Source organism: Aquisphaera insulae (assembly GCF_011064615.1).
In the GTDB taxonomy this organism is placed as follows: Bacteria; Planctomycetota; Planctomycetia; order Isosphaerales; family Isosphaeraceae; genus Aquisphaera; species Aquisphaera insulae.
In genome coordinates, this window is record NZ_JAALJH010000075.1 from 14,646 (window position 1) to 31,624 (window position 16,979).

The window sequence follows — 16,979 nt, forward strand, 5'->3', positions numbered from 1 at the left end:
CCGGCGAGCGGTCACGGATGCAGAAACCTTCCCGGGGGAGGACGGCCGTGTTCGGAACGAGACCGCAGGCGCACCGGCATGCGCCACGTCGCCGGGGCTATCGCCCGCTCGTCCTCGATTGCGAGGCTCGCCTCCTCCTGGCCGTCATCCCGGTCACCACGACCGCCGACTTCGCGGAGCCCGGATCGCTCCGGTATGCCCTGAGCACCAGCGAATCGGGCGATGAGATCGTCTTTCAAATCCCGACCAACGACAACGGTTACAACCCCGCGACTCAGTCCTGGACCATCACGGTCCTGACGCCCCTCCCGACCGTCTTCACATCCTTCCTGACGATCGACGGGCTCAGCCAGCAATCGCAGACGGGGGCGAGCACGACCCACCCGGCCATCGAGATCACGCCGGGTCCGCTGGCGTCCGGCGACGGCCTGAAGCTGATCGGCGGCCACAACGTCATCCGCGGACTCGTCCTCAACGAGTTCTCCGGCCATGGCCTCTCCATGAGCGGGTCGGGAGCGGACGGGAACCTCGTCACGGGGAACTACATCGGGACCGACGTGACGGGCACCGTCGCGCGTCCCAACGCGGAGAGTGGCATCCTCGTCGCGTCGTCCAGCAACACGATCGGCGGCACCGCGGCGAGCCAGCGAAACGTTGTCTCGGGCAACGGAGGAGATGGGATCACCATCCAGAGGAGCGGGGGGAACTCGGCGACGAATAACACGTTGCTGGGGAATTTCGTCGGCACCAATGCCACCGGCACCGCGGCGCTGGGCAACGCGGTCGCCGGGCTACGCGTCCAGACCGACTCGAACACGGTGGGCGGGCTGGGGAGCGGGGGGGGCAACCTGATCGCGGCCAACCGCAAGGAAGGGGCCTTCGTCCAGGGGGGGGCGAACACCTTCCTGGGCAACCTCATCGGCACCAATGCCGCGGGCGCGACGGGGTTGGGGAACGGCCTTTCCGGCATCACTCTCCAGGATTCCGCGACGAACACGGTGCGAGGGAACGTCATCTCCGGCAACGGGGTGGACGGAGGATCGGGGATCGCGATCGTCGGTTCCGGAGCCCAGCAGAACGCGGTGCAGGGGAACCTGATCGGGCTCAACCCGGCGGGGACCGCGGCGGTGGCCAATGGCGGGCCCGGAGTGCTCCTCTTCGACCAACCGTCCCGAAACCTGATCGGCGGCACGGGGGCGGGCGATGGAAACGTGATCTCCGGGAATCAGGCCCAGGGCATCGACGTCGAATCGTCGAACCAGAACACGATCCAGAACAACGCGATCGGCACCGACGCCGCCCGGAAGTCGGCCGTCCCGAATTCCGTCCAGGGCATCGAAATCGTCGACTCCTCGGGGACGATCGTCCGCGGGAACCTGATCTCGGGGAACGGCACCTCGAGCGTGGCCGCGAACGGCATCCGAATCCGGGGCTCCGGCTCGACCAAGAATCTCATCGAATCCAACTTCATCGGCACCGACGGCACGGGCCAGGCGGCGATCCCGAACGCCAATGACGGCATCGTCCTGACGAGGGCGACCGTCGGGAACACACTGAGCGGCAACCTGATCTCGGGGAACGGACGACACGGCATCGAGGTCGACGGGGCCGACGTCCAGGGCACGACGATCACCGACAACAGGATCGGGCTCAACCTGGCCGGGGACGCGGCCCTCGGGAATCATCTCGACGGCATCCTGATCGGTGGTGCCTCGAACACGACCGTGGGCCCGGGGAACATCATCTCCGGGAATGGCACGAACGGCGAGCAGGGGGCCGGCGTGAACATCACGGGCTCCGGCGCATCGGGAAACGTCGTCCAGGGCAACCTCATCGGCACGGACGCGACCGGTACGCGAGCGGTGGGGAACTCCTCGATCGGCGTCTTCCTTGGCGATGGATCGGTCTCCAACATCATCGGGCCGGGGAACGTGATCACCGGCAACGGCGCCGGCACCGATGAAGGGGTCGGCGTCTACGTCTACGGCCCCAACTCCACCGGGAATCAGGTCCTGAACAACCGGATCGGGACCGATGCCTCCGGCCTCAACGGCTTGCAGGGATCCGTGATCGGCGTGCTGGTGAACGGCTCGCCGAGCAACCTGATCCGGGGGAACCAGGTCTCAGGGAACCGGATCATCGGCGTCGAGATCGCGGGCGCGACCGCCTCGGCGAACCGAATCCTGGGCAACTTCATCGGACTCGACTCGACCGGCGGGGCCGGCATCGGCAACGGATTCGACGGCATCTTCATCAACAACGCGCCCAGCAACCTGATCGGCGGGCCCGCCTCGGGCGACGGCAACTTCATCGCGGCCAGCGGCTCTGTCGGCGTGCAGCTCTTCGGGAGCGGGGCAACCGGCAACATCGTCCAGGGGAATGCCCTCGGGCTCAACGTTTCGGGGCGTCCCACCCTGCCGAATCGTCGAGGCGGGATCTTCGTGAACACGACGGTTCGCTCGAACACGATCGGCGGGCGAGACTCCGGCGAGCCGAACTCGGGCCAGGCGACGCCGATCGTGGGGGCGGTGGCGACGGGCCGGACGGCCAGCGTCGCGGTCACCGCGGTTCCTCCCGCGGCCAGGAAGTTCCGCCGGCTCGCCCGCTCTTACCGGACGGCCCCCCGTCCGCACCGAGGCTGAGCGATCAGAAGACCGGCGGCGTGATCGGCAGCGTTCGTCCCCGGGCACCGAACGGGATGTTCAGCATCAGGGCGAACTCGCCGTCGAAGGGGGTCGGTCCGGTGACCGGACGGACGTAGCCGGTCGAGATCGTGGCCCGGTTGGCGATCCCGACGTTGAGGCCGAAGGTGAGGTCGACGACCGTCGGGGTGCTGCCGACGTATTGCGGCTGGAAGCCTGCCCAGTTCAGCGGCTGGTTGAGGTGCGTCTCGAAGGCCGGCACGATGGCCGAGATCAGCGCCCGAGGATCCCGAGAGCGGTAGAGGAAATAGCCGATCGAGATGTCGAAGTAGTACATCGTCGCCAGCTTCTGGTGGGCGGGCACGGCGATCGAGGTGAAGCCCTGCACGTACGCCCGGTCCATCGTGTAGATGTAGCCGAGGAAGGGCTGGATCTCGAAGGCGTTGATCCCCTCGAGCGACGGATAGCCCGCGAAGGCCCTGGGCCCGGTGGGGAAGCTCAGGTCGAGCCCGCCGGAGAGCAAGTTGCCCCGATCGTCCGCATAGAAGGCGTACTTGACGAACGAGCTGAGATCGCCGACCGACGTGTGCGCCCCGTGGAGATTCTGCAGCCCGCTCTGGATGGTCAGCGTGTTCACGGGGAGGCGGAAGCCGATCGAGGCCTGCTGGTCCAGGAACGTCTTCTCGAAGCCGAAGGTCTCGTTGTAGACCTGCATGTTCTTGATCGGCGCCTGGAGGATGCTGTTCAGCCCCGAGTTGACCCCGTCGAAGTAGTTGAAGTTGACCCAGACGCGATCCACGGGGCGCGGATACTGGTTGTCGGCGATCTTGAAGGCGCGGACGGCGGGGACGATCGCGGCGACGGAACGACCGGCCAGGAATCCCGGGCCGGCGCCGGCACGCGGCACGCCCGGAGGGAGTGGCGTCGGGATCCCCGGGAACCGCGCGGCCTGTCGCGCGAAGAGCGGGCCCCGGTCGCCGAACATCGGGAACGAGGAAGCGGCGGCCTCGCTCCCGCCGCCGAACCCAGGCCCGGCCATCCCGGCCGCCGAGGCGAAGGCCTCCGCCGCGGCATTGGGAGCCGGCCCCGGTGCCGGTGTCGGCGATCCCGGCTGAGGGGCGGCCGGCGGCGCCGCGGCGCCGGCATCCGCCATCCCGGGCGCCACGCCCTGCGGCGGCAACTCGCCCGGGATGGGAGACGTGGAATAGGGACCCGCCGCAGGGGGCTGACCGGTGAGCCCCTGGCCGGCCAGGCCGGCCGGGCCGGCGGGAACCTGCGGTGAAGGACGCTGACTGATCCATCCCACCACGCCGCGTCTGGCGGCCGGGGCCTCCTGGAACGGATTCTTCAGGTCACCGATCGGTAACCGGGCCGGCCGGCCGCCGGCCGGGGCTGGCCCCTGAGCCTGGGGGCTGGGCCATGCCGGCCCTCCGTCCTGGGCATGAACAGAGGCACAGAAGTAGGCCGCCCAGGCCAGCGTCGCCAGCCCTGCGGGTGCTTTCCGGTCCTGTCTCATCTGAGTCTTCCCTCCGGTGAGATCGTCTGGCGATCCGATTCCGGCTCCGACCCGGGCTCTTCCCGGGCGTTCGGACATCCCACGCCACGACCGGACGGGCGGTGAGGGGATCGTCCCCCGCTGCCCCAGGGCGCGTCCATGCCGTTTCCGTAACTAGTATCGGATCAACACATCGCGCTCATGATCCGGAATAAACCAATATCGGGGAATTGCCGGATCATGACGAAACGTCCGAGCCAACCAGGATTTCGGGCCTGGGTGGTTGCGTGAGGCGGGGGGACGCTCGGACGGGGAGGTGCCCTCAATCGATCGCGTAGGTGAACGCCCCCTGGTCGTCGACCGAGACGTCGACGCGAGAGATGGTCCGGCCGGTGGCCATGCGGCCGAGGATCTCCTGCGAGATCTCCGGCAGGAGGGTCCGGGTCAGGATGTGGTCCACATTGCGGGCGCCGGTCTCGACCTCACGGCAGCGGCCGACGATGCTGTCGATGAGCGCGTCGGAGTAGTTGAACCGGGCGTTGTGGTTCTCGGCCATCCGCCGCGCCACCCGGCCGAGCTGAAGCTTGATGATCTGACGCATGACGTCGTCGGTGATGGGGTAGAACGGGATCACGATCAGGCGGCCCAGGAAGGCCTGCTTGAAGATCTGGACGCCCCGCTCCGACTTGGCGGCGAGCAGGTCCGGGCGAACGGCCTCCGCCAGGATCTCCGGCGTGGGGGTCGTGTCCGGGTCCTTGCAGAGCTTGATCAGGGTCTCGGTCCCCACGTTCGAGGTCAGCAGGATCACGGTGTTCTTGAAGTCGATCTCGCGGCCCTCGCCGTCTTCCAGGGTCCCCTTGTCGAAGACCTGGAAGAAGAGCTCCAGGACGTCCGGGTGGGCCTTTTCGACCTCGTCCAGCAGCACCACGCTGTAGGGCCGTCGGCGGACGGCTTCGGTCAGCACGCCGCCCTCGCCGTAGCCGACGTAGCCCGGCGGTGAGCCTTTCAGGCTCGAGACCGTGTGGGCCTCCTGGTACTCCGACATGTTGATCGTGATCAGGTTCCGCTCGCCGCCGTAGAGCGAGTCGGCCAGGGCCAGGGCGGTCTCGGTCTTGCCGACGCCGCTGGAGCCGACGAAGAGGAAGACGCCGATCGGCCGCCGCGGGTCCGTGAGGTTGGCCCGCGCCGTGCGGATCCGCTGGGCGATCGCGTCCAGGGCGTGCGACTGGCCGATCACGCGCTCGCCCAGCTTCTTGCCGAGGTTCAGCACGGTCTGGATCTCGTTCGCCAGCATCTTGCCGACGGGTATGCCCGTCCAGCCGGCGATGACCTCGGCGATGGTCTGCGAATCGACCGAGACCTGGAGCAGGGGAGTCTCACCCTGCAATCCCCGGAGCGCGGCGATCTTTTCCTGGAGGTCGGCCTGCATCGCGGCCAGCTCGGGAGAGGGCTCGAAGGGGGCGTCCTTGCCAGCGTGCTTGGCCCGCTCGTCCTGATCGGCCGCCTCGATCTTCGCGGCCAGCTCCTGGATCTCCTTGACCCGGGCCTTCTCATCCTCCCAGCGCTTCTCCAGGGCGGCCAGGCGAGAGCGCTCGTCCTCGAGCGACTGCTTCAGCTCGGCGATCCGGTCCTGGTTGGCGATGCCGGTGGCCCGTTCGCGCTCGAGGATCTCGATCTCCACCTGGAGGTGATCGATCTGGCGGCGGCTGTCCTCTACGGCCGGCGGGATGGCGTTCTGGCCGATCGCCACCCGGGCACATGCCGTGTCCAGCAGGCTGACCGACTTGTCCGGGAGCTGGCGGGCGGGGATGTACCGATGGGAGAGCTTGACGGCGCTGTCCACGGCCTCGTCGAGGATGCGGACCCCGTGGTGCTTCTCGAGGATCTTCGTCAGGCCGCGCATCATCCGGACGGCGACGTCCTCCGTCGGCTCCTCGACCTTGACGACCTGGAACCGGCGGGTGAGGGCGGCGTCCTTCTCGAAGTACTTCTTGTATTCGGCCCAGGTCGTGGCGGCGATCGTGCGGAGCTCGCCGCGCGCCAGCGCCGGCTTCAGGAGGTTGGCGGCGTCATTCTGCCCGGCGGCCCCCCCCGCGCCGATCATGGTGTGGGCCTCGTCGATGAAGAGGATGATCGGGACCGGGGACGCCTTCACCTCGGCGATGACCTCCTTGAGGCGGTTCTCGAACTCGCCCTTCACCCCCGCGCCCGCCTGGAGCAGCCCCAGGTCGAGCGTCCGGAGCACGACGTTCCGGAGCGACGGGGGCACGTCCCCCTCGGCGATCCGCCGGGCCAGGCCCTCGACGACGGCCGTCTTGCCGACGCCGGCCTCGCCGGTGAGGATCGGATTGTTCTGGCGGCGGCGGATGAGGATGTCCACCATCTGGCGGACCTCCGGCTCGCGGCCGATGACCGGATCGATCTGCCCCTTCTTCGCCTTCTCCGTGAGGTTCACCGTGAACTGATCGAGCGACGGCGTCTTCGAGACCGCGCCCGGCTGACCGGCCGGCGTGCCGGCCGGGGCGGCCACCGCGCCGGCCTCGTCCTCCGGCGAGCCCTGCACCAGGCGGATGAGGTTCGGCTGGAGGAGTTCGGTCTTGATCTTCGCCAGCTCGGGCGCGGAGTCGCGGGCGAGCCGTCCCAGCTCGTCGTCGTCGAGCAGGGCCAGGAAGAGCACCCCCGAGCGGATCTGACGCGACTGGTACTGGACGGAGGCCAGCACCCAGGCCGCGCGGAGCCACTGCTCGATCTTGTACGAGAGCGACGGCGTCCGCTGATTGCCCGTCCGCAGCTTGTTGAGGGCATTCGTCAACTCGGCCGTCAGCCGGGATGGATCCACCTCGAAGTGCTTGAGGATCCTCGTGACGTCGGTGTCCGGCAGCTCGACGAGCTTGAACAGCCAGTGCTCGGGCTCGACGCTCGGATTGGTCCGCGAGAGGCAGAGGCCCGCCGCGGCCTGGAGCGCGTTGAGGCACGTCTTGTTCAGAGTCTTCACCAGGGCCGACGACTCGACACCCATCGCGAACGCTCCTCGATGATCCCGGGCGACCTGCCAGTGAACGTGATGCCTGAGGATCGTAGACGGACGGCGCGAGCGATGCAATCAAGAAGCCGACGATGCAGAGGCCGCGACGACCCAATCCCCTGACGTCATATCCGGATTTCGGTCGCGGGACCGTCATGCCTTCGCGGGGGAAACCTCGAAGGGTGCGGTCGAGCGTGAACGCCAGACGCGGACGATGCCCCAGCCGGCTCCGAGCCAGGTGGGCGACTCGGTCGCGAAGACCGGCGGGTGGGCCACCGTGAAGTAGTCGAGGCAGATCCTCGCGGTGACCTGGTCGTGGAGAATCCCGTAGAGGACCGCCGTGGCGATGCAGACCACCACAACACCCAGTGCTTGCATGAGTCCGACCCCCGAATTTGCCCGGATCGTGCGATTTGTATCAAGGGTATCGATTTTTCCGCCGATAAGCAGGGATGTCCGGGCTCTTGCCCCGCGCCCGCGGAGTCGAGCCGGGCCCGTACTGTAACGGCGGGGACGCATGGTCGAGCGGCGGGGTCGGAGAGGGCGACGAGGCGGATGGGCGCGCGGGCTGATCGTCCTGCTGGCGGCGGCGGGTGCGTGTGGCTGTCTCGGGCCCAGGGCCGTCAAGTTCAGCCGGCTCCGCTACAACGAGGCCTATCGGGACACGAACGACGAGCAGCTCCTGCTCAACATCGTCCGGCTTCGGTACGCCGACTCGCCGGTCTTCATCGACCTGCCCAACATCACCAGCCAGTTCGAGGTCGCCGGCAGCGGGAACTATCAGGGCGGCTACGGCCTCCAGTTCCCGGGACGTACCAGTCTCGGTGTCGGGGGAGTGACCGCGCGCGACACCCCCACCCTCAGCTATCACCCCCGCGAGGGTCGCGAGATCGCCCGCGCCTTGCTGACGCCCCTCTCGGCCGACTTCTTCAGCCTGGTCACACTCGGGGCGAACATCGAGCAGCTCCTGATGCTGACGATCAACGACTTCAACGACGTCCGGAACGCCACCCAGGCGACGGTGCTCTCCCCGCGGACCCCGGATGACAACGCCCGGTTCCGCGAGGGTGCCCAACTGCTGGCCTCGCTCATCGAGCGGGACGCGATGGAGCTGCTCATCGGCACCACCGAGGATGACGAGGACTCCTCGGAGGCGGTCCCGTCCAGCTCGGTCCGCGGGACCGACCTGCTGAACGCGGCCAAGGACGGCTATGTCTTCCGCTCTCGCGGCCAGAACAAGGTGACGCTGGTCAAGCGCGAGCGGGGCCTCATCCTCAAGGTGCGCCCGAATTACGTCAATTCGCCGGACCTGCGACGGCTGGCGGAAATCTACCGATTCGCGCCCGGCCGCCGGATCTATCAGGTGAAGTCCGAGCTGAGCGCCGACGCCACCGCGCGCGAGCCGGGCCCGCTCGGTGAGGATGGCGCGACGATTTACATCAACCTCCGGTCCGTCCTCCAGGTCCTGACGTTCCTGTCCAAGGGGGTCTGCGTGCCGGCGGAGCACGTCGAGTGCGGGATCGCGCCCACGACGCGCGGGCCGGACGGGATGCCGTTCGACTGGACCGTCGTGACCCGCGGTTTCTTCTTCGTCCATTCGGATCGGCACCGGCCGAAGCGATCCGAGGTGGCCATCCAGTACCGCGGCTACTGGTTCTACATCGCCCCCAACGACGTGAGCTCTCGGGCCTCGCTGGCGATCCTGGAGATGCTCTTCGCCCTCGAGGAATCCGAGGAGAAGCCGGGTGGGCCGCTCCTGACCCTCCCCGTCGGCGGCGGCTGAGCCGGGTCGTGTCGGCCTCGATTCTGGACCGGAAGATGTCACAATTCCTTCCGGAACGAGTGAATCTGAGGCATGATAAGGCGATCCGTGTCGACATCCAGGAGCAAGACCATGCGCCGCGTCGATCTCGTGCGAAGGTCCTCTCCGCATCCCGGCCGGGGCTCGATCCCTCGAATCGCGGCGATCGGTCTCCTCGGCCTCGGGCTGGCGGCGGGCGCGGCGGTCGGCCAGGATGAGGTGAGGAACTATCGGAAGCCGGTCCTGGTGGTGGAAACCGGGGGGCATCACGCACGGGTCCGGAGCCTGCTCTGGCAAGGTGAGGCGACGCTCCTTTCCGGGGGCGAGGACAAGACGGTCAAGGTCTGGGACCTTCAGGACCGGCCTCGGCTGGCCCGGACGCTCCGCCCGATGATCTGGCGCGGGGCTGCCGGGACGATCTACGCGATGGCGCTGAGCCGGCCCGATCCCCAGGGCCAGTCCTTCCTGGCCGTGGCCGGGATCGGCGTCGAATCGCGCCGCGGCGACATGACGATCTTCCGCTTCCCCGGCTCCGACGGCGGCGGCGAGCCGGGTAGCGGCACGAGGCAATCGACGGGCGAGGTCTTCCGGCGGCTCATGCCCCCGCCCGAGGGCAACCCCGCGGCACGGGGTCATACCAGGCCGGTGCTCGGCCTGGCCTTCGATCCGGCGGGGCGGACGATGGCCTCGTGCGCCGCGGACGGCACGGCGATCCTCTGGGATGTGCCGGCCTTCACGCCCCGGGCGGTCCTTGCCGGCCACGAGGGGCAGGTGCGGGCGGTCGCGTTCAGCCCGGACGGCGGCCGCGTGGCGACGACCGGCGCGGATGGCACGACCCGCCTCTGGGACGCCGCGACGGGAGCCGCCCTGGACCGTTACCCCGCCAATGATCGGGGACCGTCCGCGATCAACACGCTGGCCTTCGGCCCGTCGTCCATCGTCATCGGCCGCGAGGCCGGAGAGGTCTTCCGATTCGACGCCCGCGGCCTGACGCAGTTCCCGATCGGGCAGATTCCGATGCAGGCCGGACGCGGGCCGATCGAGTTCCTCGCGTTCAGTCCGGACGGCACGCGGCTGGCGATCTGCCTCAAGTCCGACCGGGCCGATCCCATCGATCCGCCCGGGATGGCGTCGGTCGTCGAGATTCGCCAGATGCCGGCAGGAGACCTCCTCCGGAGCTTTCCCGTCCCCGGCCAGGTCCTCGCCTGCGCCTTCAGCCCGTCGGGGAGACGGCTCGCGTTCGCCGGCGGCCACTCCGCGTCGGTCTTCGTGCACGACATGACCAGGCTTGATGCCGCCCCGGCCGAGTTGAAGGGGACGGGCAGTACCCCCTTCGACCTGGCCTTCACCGCGGATAGCCGGACGATCACCTTCGTCCGCGACCGGGGGGGCCCGAATGCTCCCGCCCAACGGGTCGCATTCGACCTGGCCGGGCGGATCACCCGCCGGCTGGATCCCCGCGAGCCGCTCTCCGGTCCGATCCCGGCCGTGGAGGGCTGGAGCCTCCGCGGCAACCTCGGGACCTTCGTCCTCGAGGCCGTGAATCAGGACGGCCGCGTGAACCGCCTGATCATGAGCCGGGCCACGGATCGGAACTGGTGGTGCTCCACCATGATCCCCGCCGGCCCCGGTCATCCCCGGGCGACGGTGGCCGTCGGCTGCGAGGCCGGGGTCGCCGTCTTCGACCTGGCGACCGGCGAACGGACGCGGTACTTCGCCGCCCATAGCAGCCCGGTCGTCTCCGTCGTCCCGTCTCCGGACGGGAAGTGGCTGGCGAGCAGCTCCGTCGACCAGACGATCCAGTTCTATCCGCTGGAGGGCTGCGACGTCCGGCCGGCCCTTGGTGCGACCTTCGTCCCGCGACCCGACGGGACCTGGATGACGACCGAGGTCCAGCCCCGCGGCTTTGCGGCCGCCTTCGGCCTCCTCCGCGGCGACGTCATCAAGGAAATCGGCGTGCAGCGCCCCCCCGCGCCCGAGGAGATCAGCAAGCCGGACCAGATCGAGGCGTTCCTCGATCGGGCGAGGCTCGCCGTGCCGTCGCTGGACGTCGTGGCCTTCAAGGTCCGGCGACGGATCCTCCTGCCTCCTCCCTTCGGGATGGTCGAGGTGGAGATGCCCCAGCGCGGCACCAGCAAGCGGAACTCCGCGGCCCTCTCGCTGATCCTGGGGACGGATCGTGAGTGGGTCTGCTGGACTCCGCAGGGCTTCTACGATACGTCGATCGCCGGCGACGCGCGCCATCTCGGCTGGCACATCAACCCGGACTATCGGGCGAGCCGGTCGACGGATTTCGTCCCGATCGGCACCTATGCCGCGACGATGCTCCAGCCGAGGGTGCTGGAGCAGGTCTGGGGCCTGGGCAGCATCGATCGAGCGGCCGCCGCGCTCGGCATGCCCGCGGGCCTGCCGACGTTCGACCTGCTGGCGTTCGAGCGGCAGCCGCCCGCGATCGAATTCGCGCCCGTCCGCGGCGGCGTCCGGCTCCCCGCGCCGGGGATCCTCTGGACGTTGAGCCAGCCCGATCCGAGCGTGGAGGTCCGGATCGCGGCCCCGGCCTGGTCGCAGGTCACGGCGAGGCGGATCATCGTCGACGGCGAGGCGATCAACCTCCGGCCGCTCGCGGCCCCGGCGACCGTCGTGCAGGAATCGGTCAAGCTTCAGCTCCAGCCGCGGCGGCGGGTCAGGCTGGCGGTCGAGGCGACCAGCGTCGATCGGACGCGGCGGTCCGACTGGGTGGACATGATCTACCTGCCTCCCCCAGTCCCGCCGCCGGCCCCGCCCCGCCCGAAGCCGGGCCGGCTCGTCGTCCTGGCGGTCGGGAATGGGCTCACGAGGAACCCGGACCTCCTCCCCGCCGTCCCGTTTGCGGACTCGGACGCCGTGACCATGGCCGGGGCGATCTCCGGTCATCTCGTCACCCGGGATGGCGATCCGTGCGACCGCGGACGACCGGAGGACTCGATCATCCTGGCGGGAGCCGATGCGGATTCCCGGCGGGTCAACCAGTCGCTCCGGGGGCTCTTTCAACGGATCAACGCCAAGCAGCTACGCCGTGAAGACGTCATCGCCGTGGTGATCGCCTCCCACGTCCTGAGCTTCGGCAACGAAACGCACGTCGCCGTCGCGGATAGCGCCCTCAACGGCGGCGGAGCGATCCAGCCCTCCATCCCCGCGACCGAGATCTCCGACATCCTGGGCCGGTTGAGCGACTACGGCTGCCGGGTCCTGGTCTTCGTGGACGGCGTCCATCAGCTCCCCGAGGGGGCGCCCCGATCGGACGTGAAGGCCTGGATCCGCGACCTCCGCGAGAATCGCGGCGTCATCTGCTTCGTGGCCTCCAAGGAGGGCCCCAGCGACACCAGCCGGCTGTCCGGGCAGGGCGTCTTCGCGCAGGGGGTCGTCGCCGGCCTCCAGGGCGTGGGCAATGCGTCCTACTCGCTCGAGGATTTCCGGCTTCGCCTCGTGCAGCAGGTCAGGGACCTGAGCGAGCGCGTCCAGGAAGCCGACGGATTCTATCCCGACTCCGTCGACCCGCAGGACGTCCTCGGCAAGCCTTAACGGGCATCCTCGCCGGCCCGAGACGCGTTCGGCCGGTTCACGGGCACCAGGGCGAATGGGCTGCCGAATGTCTGGAGCAGGGGGTTCTGGACCAGCCGATCGCGACTCGTCCGCGGGCGGCCGCCGGACACGCGAGCCTCGCGGGTCGCGACGATCTCCGGGAAGACGCCGGAGATCTCCCTCAGGTGATCGTCCACGAACGCGATCAGCTCCGCGGTCGTGAGGACCTGGTCGCCGTCTCGATCGGCATCGGCGGGCAGATTCAGCTTCCGGATCTCGTCAGGATCGTCGGCCGTGTCCAGCTCGCCGAGCCCTCGGAGCAGCGTGTAGGTGAACAACCCGTGGCCGAGCGGATCCACCTCGAGGGCCGGCTCGTTCCGCCTCGCCGCCAGCAGATAGCTGGTCCGCGTCTTGCGGTTCTGGATCTCGCTCCACTTCTGGATCTGGAGCACCTGCGGGTCGTTGAGGATCGATTGCGCCTGGCAGGCGTCCACGATGACCAGGCGGTCCAGCGCATTGAGGCGCCCGAGGTTGAGGGCCAGGAAAGCATAGGGGAGGACGGAGTCCGGATCGGGTGCGGCACCGCTCGCGGGCCGGGGGGCATCGCCCCGCATGGCGACCAGCTCCGGCGCGTCGTCCGGGAACGGATACCTGGGCAGGAGCAGGCAGAAACGATCGTCGAAGACGCCGGTGTGGCCGGCCAGGAAGACGACGACCTTGTCCTGCGGCCTCTCCGCCACGACCTTCCGGATCTGGTCGAAGGCATCCTCGATCGTCGTTTCGTTGACCTCGGCGTCCGGCAGGTAGGCACGGACGCCCATCGTCCCCTTGCCGTCCTTGCCCCGCTTCTGGAGGACGTCCGCGAGACTCCTCGCGTCCGGCTTCGCGTACTTGAGCTGACGCTTCGAATACGCCCCCACACCCAGCGCCACGACATGAACCCGGCCCGGCTCCATCGGCCCGTCGTAGACGACCTTGATCGGATCGGAGATGCTCGCGTAAGACCCGTCGCGGCTCGCCATGACGCTGAATCGGTTCTCTCCCTTCACGAGCCGCACGTCCACCCGGAACTCGGAGGGGAACGGGCGCCTGGCCGGGTCCAGGCCGGTGGGGATGGGCCGATCGTTGTGGTAGAGGGCCAGCTCGCTCCAGTTCGCATCGCCGAGCGTCACCCGCAGGGTCGTCCGCTCGATCGAGGGGTCCGGTCGAGCCGGCTCCAGGATGGAGATCGGGGGCGCCTCCTCGAGCGGGTTGGGCCGGGGAGCCTGGCCGACCAGCAAGGACTCGCCGAGCCCGAACCGATAGAGCGTCTCCTCGTATCGCTCCATGGCGTCGGCCCTCGCCCCCCGGCGGAAATGGACGAGCTTCTGACCGCTCGTGGACGCGTCGAAGAAGCCGTCGGGCGTGTAGAAGACCCATTCCACCCGGGGAAGGTCCTTGCCCGTTTCGTCCGGACCCGGCACGCTCGCCGTGAAGGTCCCCCAGAGGGACTTCTGCTTCAGGTCCCAGAACCGAACCGTCGTGTCGTCGCTGGCGCTGATCAGGATCGAGGTATCCGGCCAAGCGATCAGGTCGTTGATCTGCTCGAAGTGGTGCGGGCGGAGAGCATTCAGGTCGTCGACGGCCCGGGGTGCTCCCTCCAGCGTCCCGAGCCAGATCGAGTTCCCGTCGCCGGCAGCCGCCAGCCGCGTCCCCTTCTCGGTAAAGGCCAGCGCGTGGACCTTGCCCGAGAAATAGAGCTCGACGAGCCGGGGGACCTCCAGGCGGGCCCTGCCGGCCTCCCAGCTCCAGAGGTCCACCTGGCCGTCCTGACGTCCCGTGACGAGCTGGCGCGACCCCGGCCGGATTGCGACGGCCGTCACGCTCGCGGAGCCGGCGTTGGGATCCTCGAACACGACCTCCGGCGTCTTCCTCTCGCCGGGCTCCGTCAGGTCCCAGAGCCTGGCGGCCGACGAGTTGCCGGCCGTTGCCAGATGCAGGCCGTCGGCCGAGAAGTCCAGGCTGACCGCGGCGTCCTGGAGGCCGGTGATCCAGTGGGTCAGCTCGCCGGACCTCGCATCCCAGACGCAGACGAGCGGGCGCTGGGCCGGATTGGCCGTCGCGGCGATCCGCTTCGCATCGGGGCTGACGACGATCCCCTCGAGCAGGACCCGCGGCGGGATCGTGAAGCTCCCTCGGGTTCGCGAGAATGCCGCGGGGTCGGTCAGGAAGCGGGATCGCTCCCGATCGCGACGGACGCGGACGAGCTTTCCCGCGGTCGACCGCTCGCCCGGGCCGGCCGCGAGGACCATTTCGTCATCGGACAGCATGGCACCCGACTTCCACGACCCGGGGAGCCTCCGGCTGGTCCGCTCCTTCAGGTCCCAGAGCGTCGCCCACCCAGCCCCGGAGACGAGGAGGAGGGACCGCCGCGAGCCGCTCGTGGAAACCTGGGTCACCTTCCCGGTGCTCCGTTCCACCGTCCATCCCCGTGGCGCGACGCCGCGATTCGCGGGCTCGATCTCTCGGGCGGCGACGCGGCCCGTGAGTCCCCCCACGACCAGGAGGTCGCCCTCGCCGGAGAGGGCCACGGACGCCGCCCCGGCCAGCGGGTCGGAGAGGACGACGCGAGGCGCATCGGCACCGTCCAGCCGCCAGACGTGGAGCGCCCCCGTCCCCGCATCGCAGGCGGCCAGGTAGCGCCCGTTCGAGGAGAAGGAGGTGCAGGCCGCGGGCCGGTCGCGGAGATCGATGACCCGGCGCGATCCGTCCGCGGCCGGCGGAGCGATCGCCCGCAGCCCCGCGTCATGGCCGACCGTCAGCCAGCCCGTCGAGGCGAGGCGGATCCGCCGGGCCGCGGCCCCGGTCGCGACCTCGGAGCGGCTCCGCTTCGCGACCTCGATCAGTACGATCCGACCGTCCGCGTCGCCGGTTGCTAGGACCTTGCCCGCGGGATCGACGGCGATGGCCAGCGGCGGCTTGCCCTCCTTTTCCAGCGGCCTTCCTTCGCCCCCCTGGGCGTCGAAGAGACGGATCGAACCGTCCTCCAGGAGGGCTGCCACGACGCCGGGAGCCGTGCCGCCACCGCCGCAGGCCACGTCGCGGACGCGGACACCCTCGGCCGGCCAGGGCGTTGTCGCAAGGGGCGATGTAGTGAGTTTGGTCAGGATGGCGTTCGCATCGCGATCGATGGTAATCACGGACTCCCCGTCGGGGAGCATGGCGAGGACCTCGACCCGCCGGTCGTGAGGCGGCCGGGCAGGGTCGACGACCTGAAACGAGGGCAGCTCGGCGACGTGCAGGCTCCCTCGTCCTCCGGCCATCGCGAGCCGCCGATCCCCGCGGCCGAGCCCGAGCGCGGTCGCTCCGACGGACATCCCGGTCCAGACGTTGAGCAGCGACCCGTCGGCCAGCGACCAGGCGCGGACCGTGGAGTCCATGCTCGCGCTGAACACCATGCCCTGATCCCCGGCGCAGGCCAGGGCCGTGATGCGATCCGCGTGGCCCGTCTGGAGGAGCATCTCGGGGCGGGGCGGCTTCGCCACCTTGCCGAACTCAACCTGCCAGAGGTTCACGTCCGCGGGCACGGCGCCGGCGGACTGGAATCCCTGGTTCGAGAGTCGGGCGTCCTGTCGGAGCTGCTGGAGGGCCTCGGCCAGGTTCGGCCGGGTACTCGGGTCGCCGAGTCCCTTCAGCAGGGCGTCGGTGAACGCCACCGAGGGCTCGACCGCCCGGCCGAAACCCATCGGCCGGTCGGAGGCCAGCCAGACCTGGACTCCCGGCCAACGGGTCAGGCGTCGCAACCAGGCCTTGCCGGCCGCCTCCCCGGGCTGGCGCGGGTCCGCGGGGGCCTGGGCTTGCCCCGGATCGACCCCGACCCCGGTCCCCAGGAAGCAGACGACCCGGATCTTCTTGAGGGCGCAGCGGTCGACCACGCGGTCGAGCGACCAGCCGGTGGTGTTCAGGCTCGCCTTGACTGCATCGTTGGGGAGGAGGAAATGCTCGACGATCGGCTCCGATCGCGGCGTCGGCCGCGAGACCACGCTCCCGGCCTGGCCCGCGAAGTAGAGGACCACGAGGTCACCCGCCGCGGCCCGCTTGTCGAGCCATTTCTCGATGGCCCAGTCCAGGTTCTTGCGGGTCGGCAGGATGATCGCCGACGGGTGGTCCACGGAGCCGGGATCCCTGGTCCCGAAGTCCTGCAGGAGCAACTGATGCTCCTCGTCCCAGCCCGCCTCGCGGAACCATTTGAGGACCCGGGCCGATTGCCGGTAGGCGGACTCTCCTTCCGGGATGGCCGGATCCGTGTACTTGCTCACCCCGACGATCACCGCCCAGACCTGCGGCGGACGCGTCCGTTTCGGTCCATCGGCCCGGGCCCGGGTCGCGACCGTGGCGAGCATCGCCGTCGCCAGCATCCACCCCGCCAGGGCCACGCGAGTCTTCATGGTCGGGTCTCCGGAACGTGCGAGCCCA

At 69.4% G+C, this 16,979-nt stretch carries 7 protein-coding genes; 3 read left to right on the top strand and 4 right to left on the bottom strand.

Annotated features, from left to right (window positions below):
* The first annotated feature begins 47 nt into the window (after positions 1–47).
* Positions 48–2,642, top strand: a complete 2,595-nt coding sequence (locus tag G6O54_RS28100) for a beta strand repeat-containing protein (protein WP_165230961.1) — start codon at positions 48–50, stop codon at positions 2,640–2,642.
* Between the two features lie 4 nt (positions 2,643–2,646).
* On the opposite strand, the gene G6O54_RS28105 is transcribed toward G6O54_RS28100, so the two are convergent.
* From G6O54_RS28105 to G6O54_RS28115, 3 genes are all read right to left on the bottom strand, one after another.
* Positions 2,647–4,158, bottom strand: a complete 1,512-nt coding sequence (locus G6O54_RS28105) for a hypothetical protein (RefSeq protein ID WP_165230964.1) — start codon at positions 4,156–4,158, stop codon at positions 2,647–2,649.
* A 301-nt stretch (positions 4,159–4,459) separates the two neighbouring features.
* Entirely contained in the window at positions 4,460–7,156 is a 2,697-nt protein-coding gene (gene tssH / locus G6O54_RS28110) for a type VI secretion system ATPase TssH (protein WP_165230967.1), read from the bottom strand.
* Positions 7,157–7,315: 159 nt separating this feature from the next.
* Positions 7,316–7,540: a hypothetical protein gene (locus tag G6O54_RS28115; RefSeq protein WP_165230970.1), complete on the bottom strand. Its 225-nt coding sequence runs from the start codon at positions 7,538–7,540 to the stop codon at positions 7,316–7,318.
* A gap of 139 nt (positions 7,541–7,679) precedes the next feature.
* Here G6O54_RS28115 and G6O54_RS28120 point away from each other — a divergent pair, with 139 nt between their 5' ends.
* Positions 7,680–8,945, top strand: a complete 1,266-nt coding sequence (locus tag G6O54_RS28120; RefSeq protein ID WP_250847132.1) for a hypothetical protein — start codon at positions 7,680–7,682, stop codon at positions 8,943–8,945.
* A gap of 111 nt (positions 8,946–9,056) precedes the next feature.
* A complete protein-coding gene (locus G6O54_RS28125; RefSeq protein ID WP_165230973.1) occupies positions 9,057–12,524 on the top strand; it encodes a WD40 repeat domain-containing protein in 3,468 nt (1,155 codons plus the stop codon).
* Here G6O54_RS28125 and G6O54_RS28130 read toward each other — a convergent pair.
* Positions 12,521–16,951: a WD40 repeat domain-containing protein gene (locus tag G6O54_RS28130; RefSeq protein ID WP_165230976.1), complete on the bottom strand. Its 4,431-nt coding sequence runs from the start codon at positions 16,949–16,951 to the stop codon at positions 12,521–12,523. The two genes, G6O54_RS28125 and G6O54_RS28130, sit on opposite strands and share 4 nt — an antisense overlap.
* Positions 16,952–16,979: the final 28 nt, after the last annotated feature.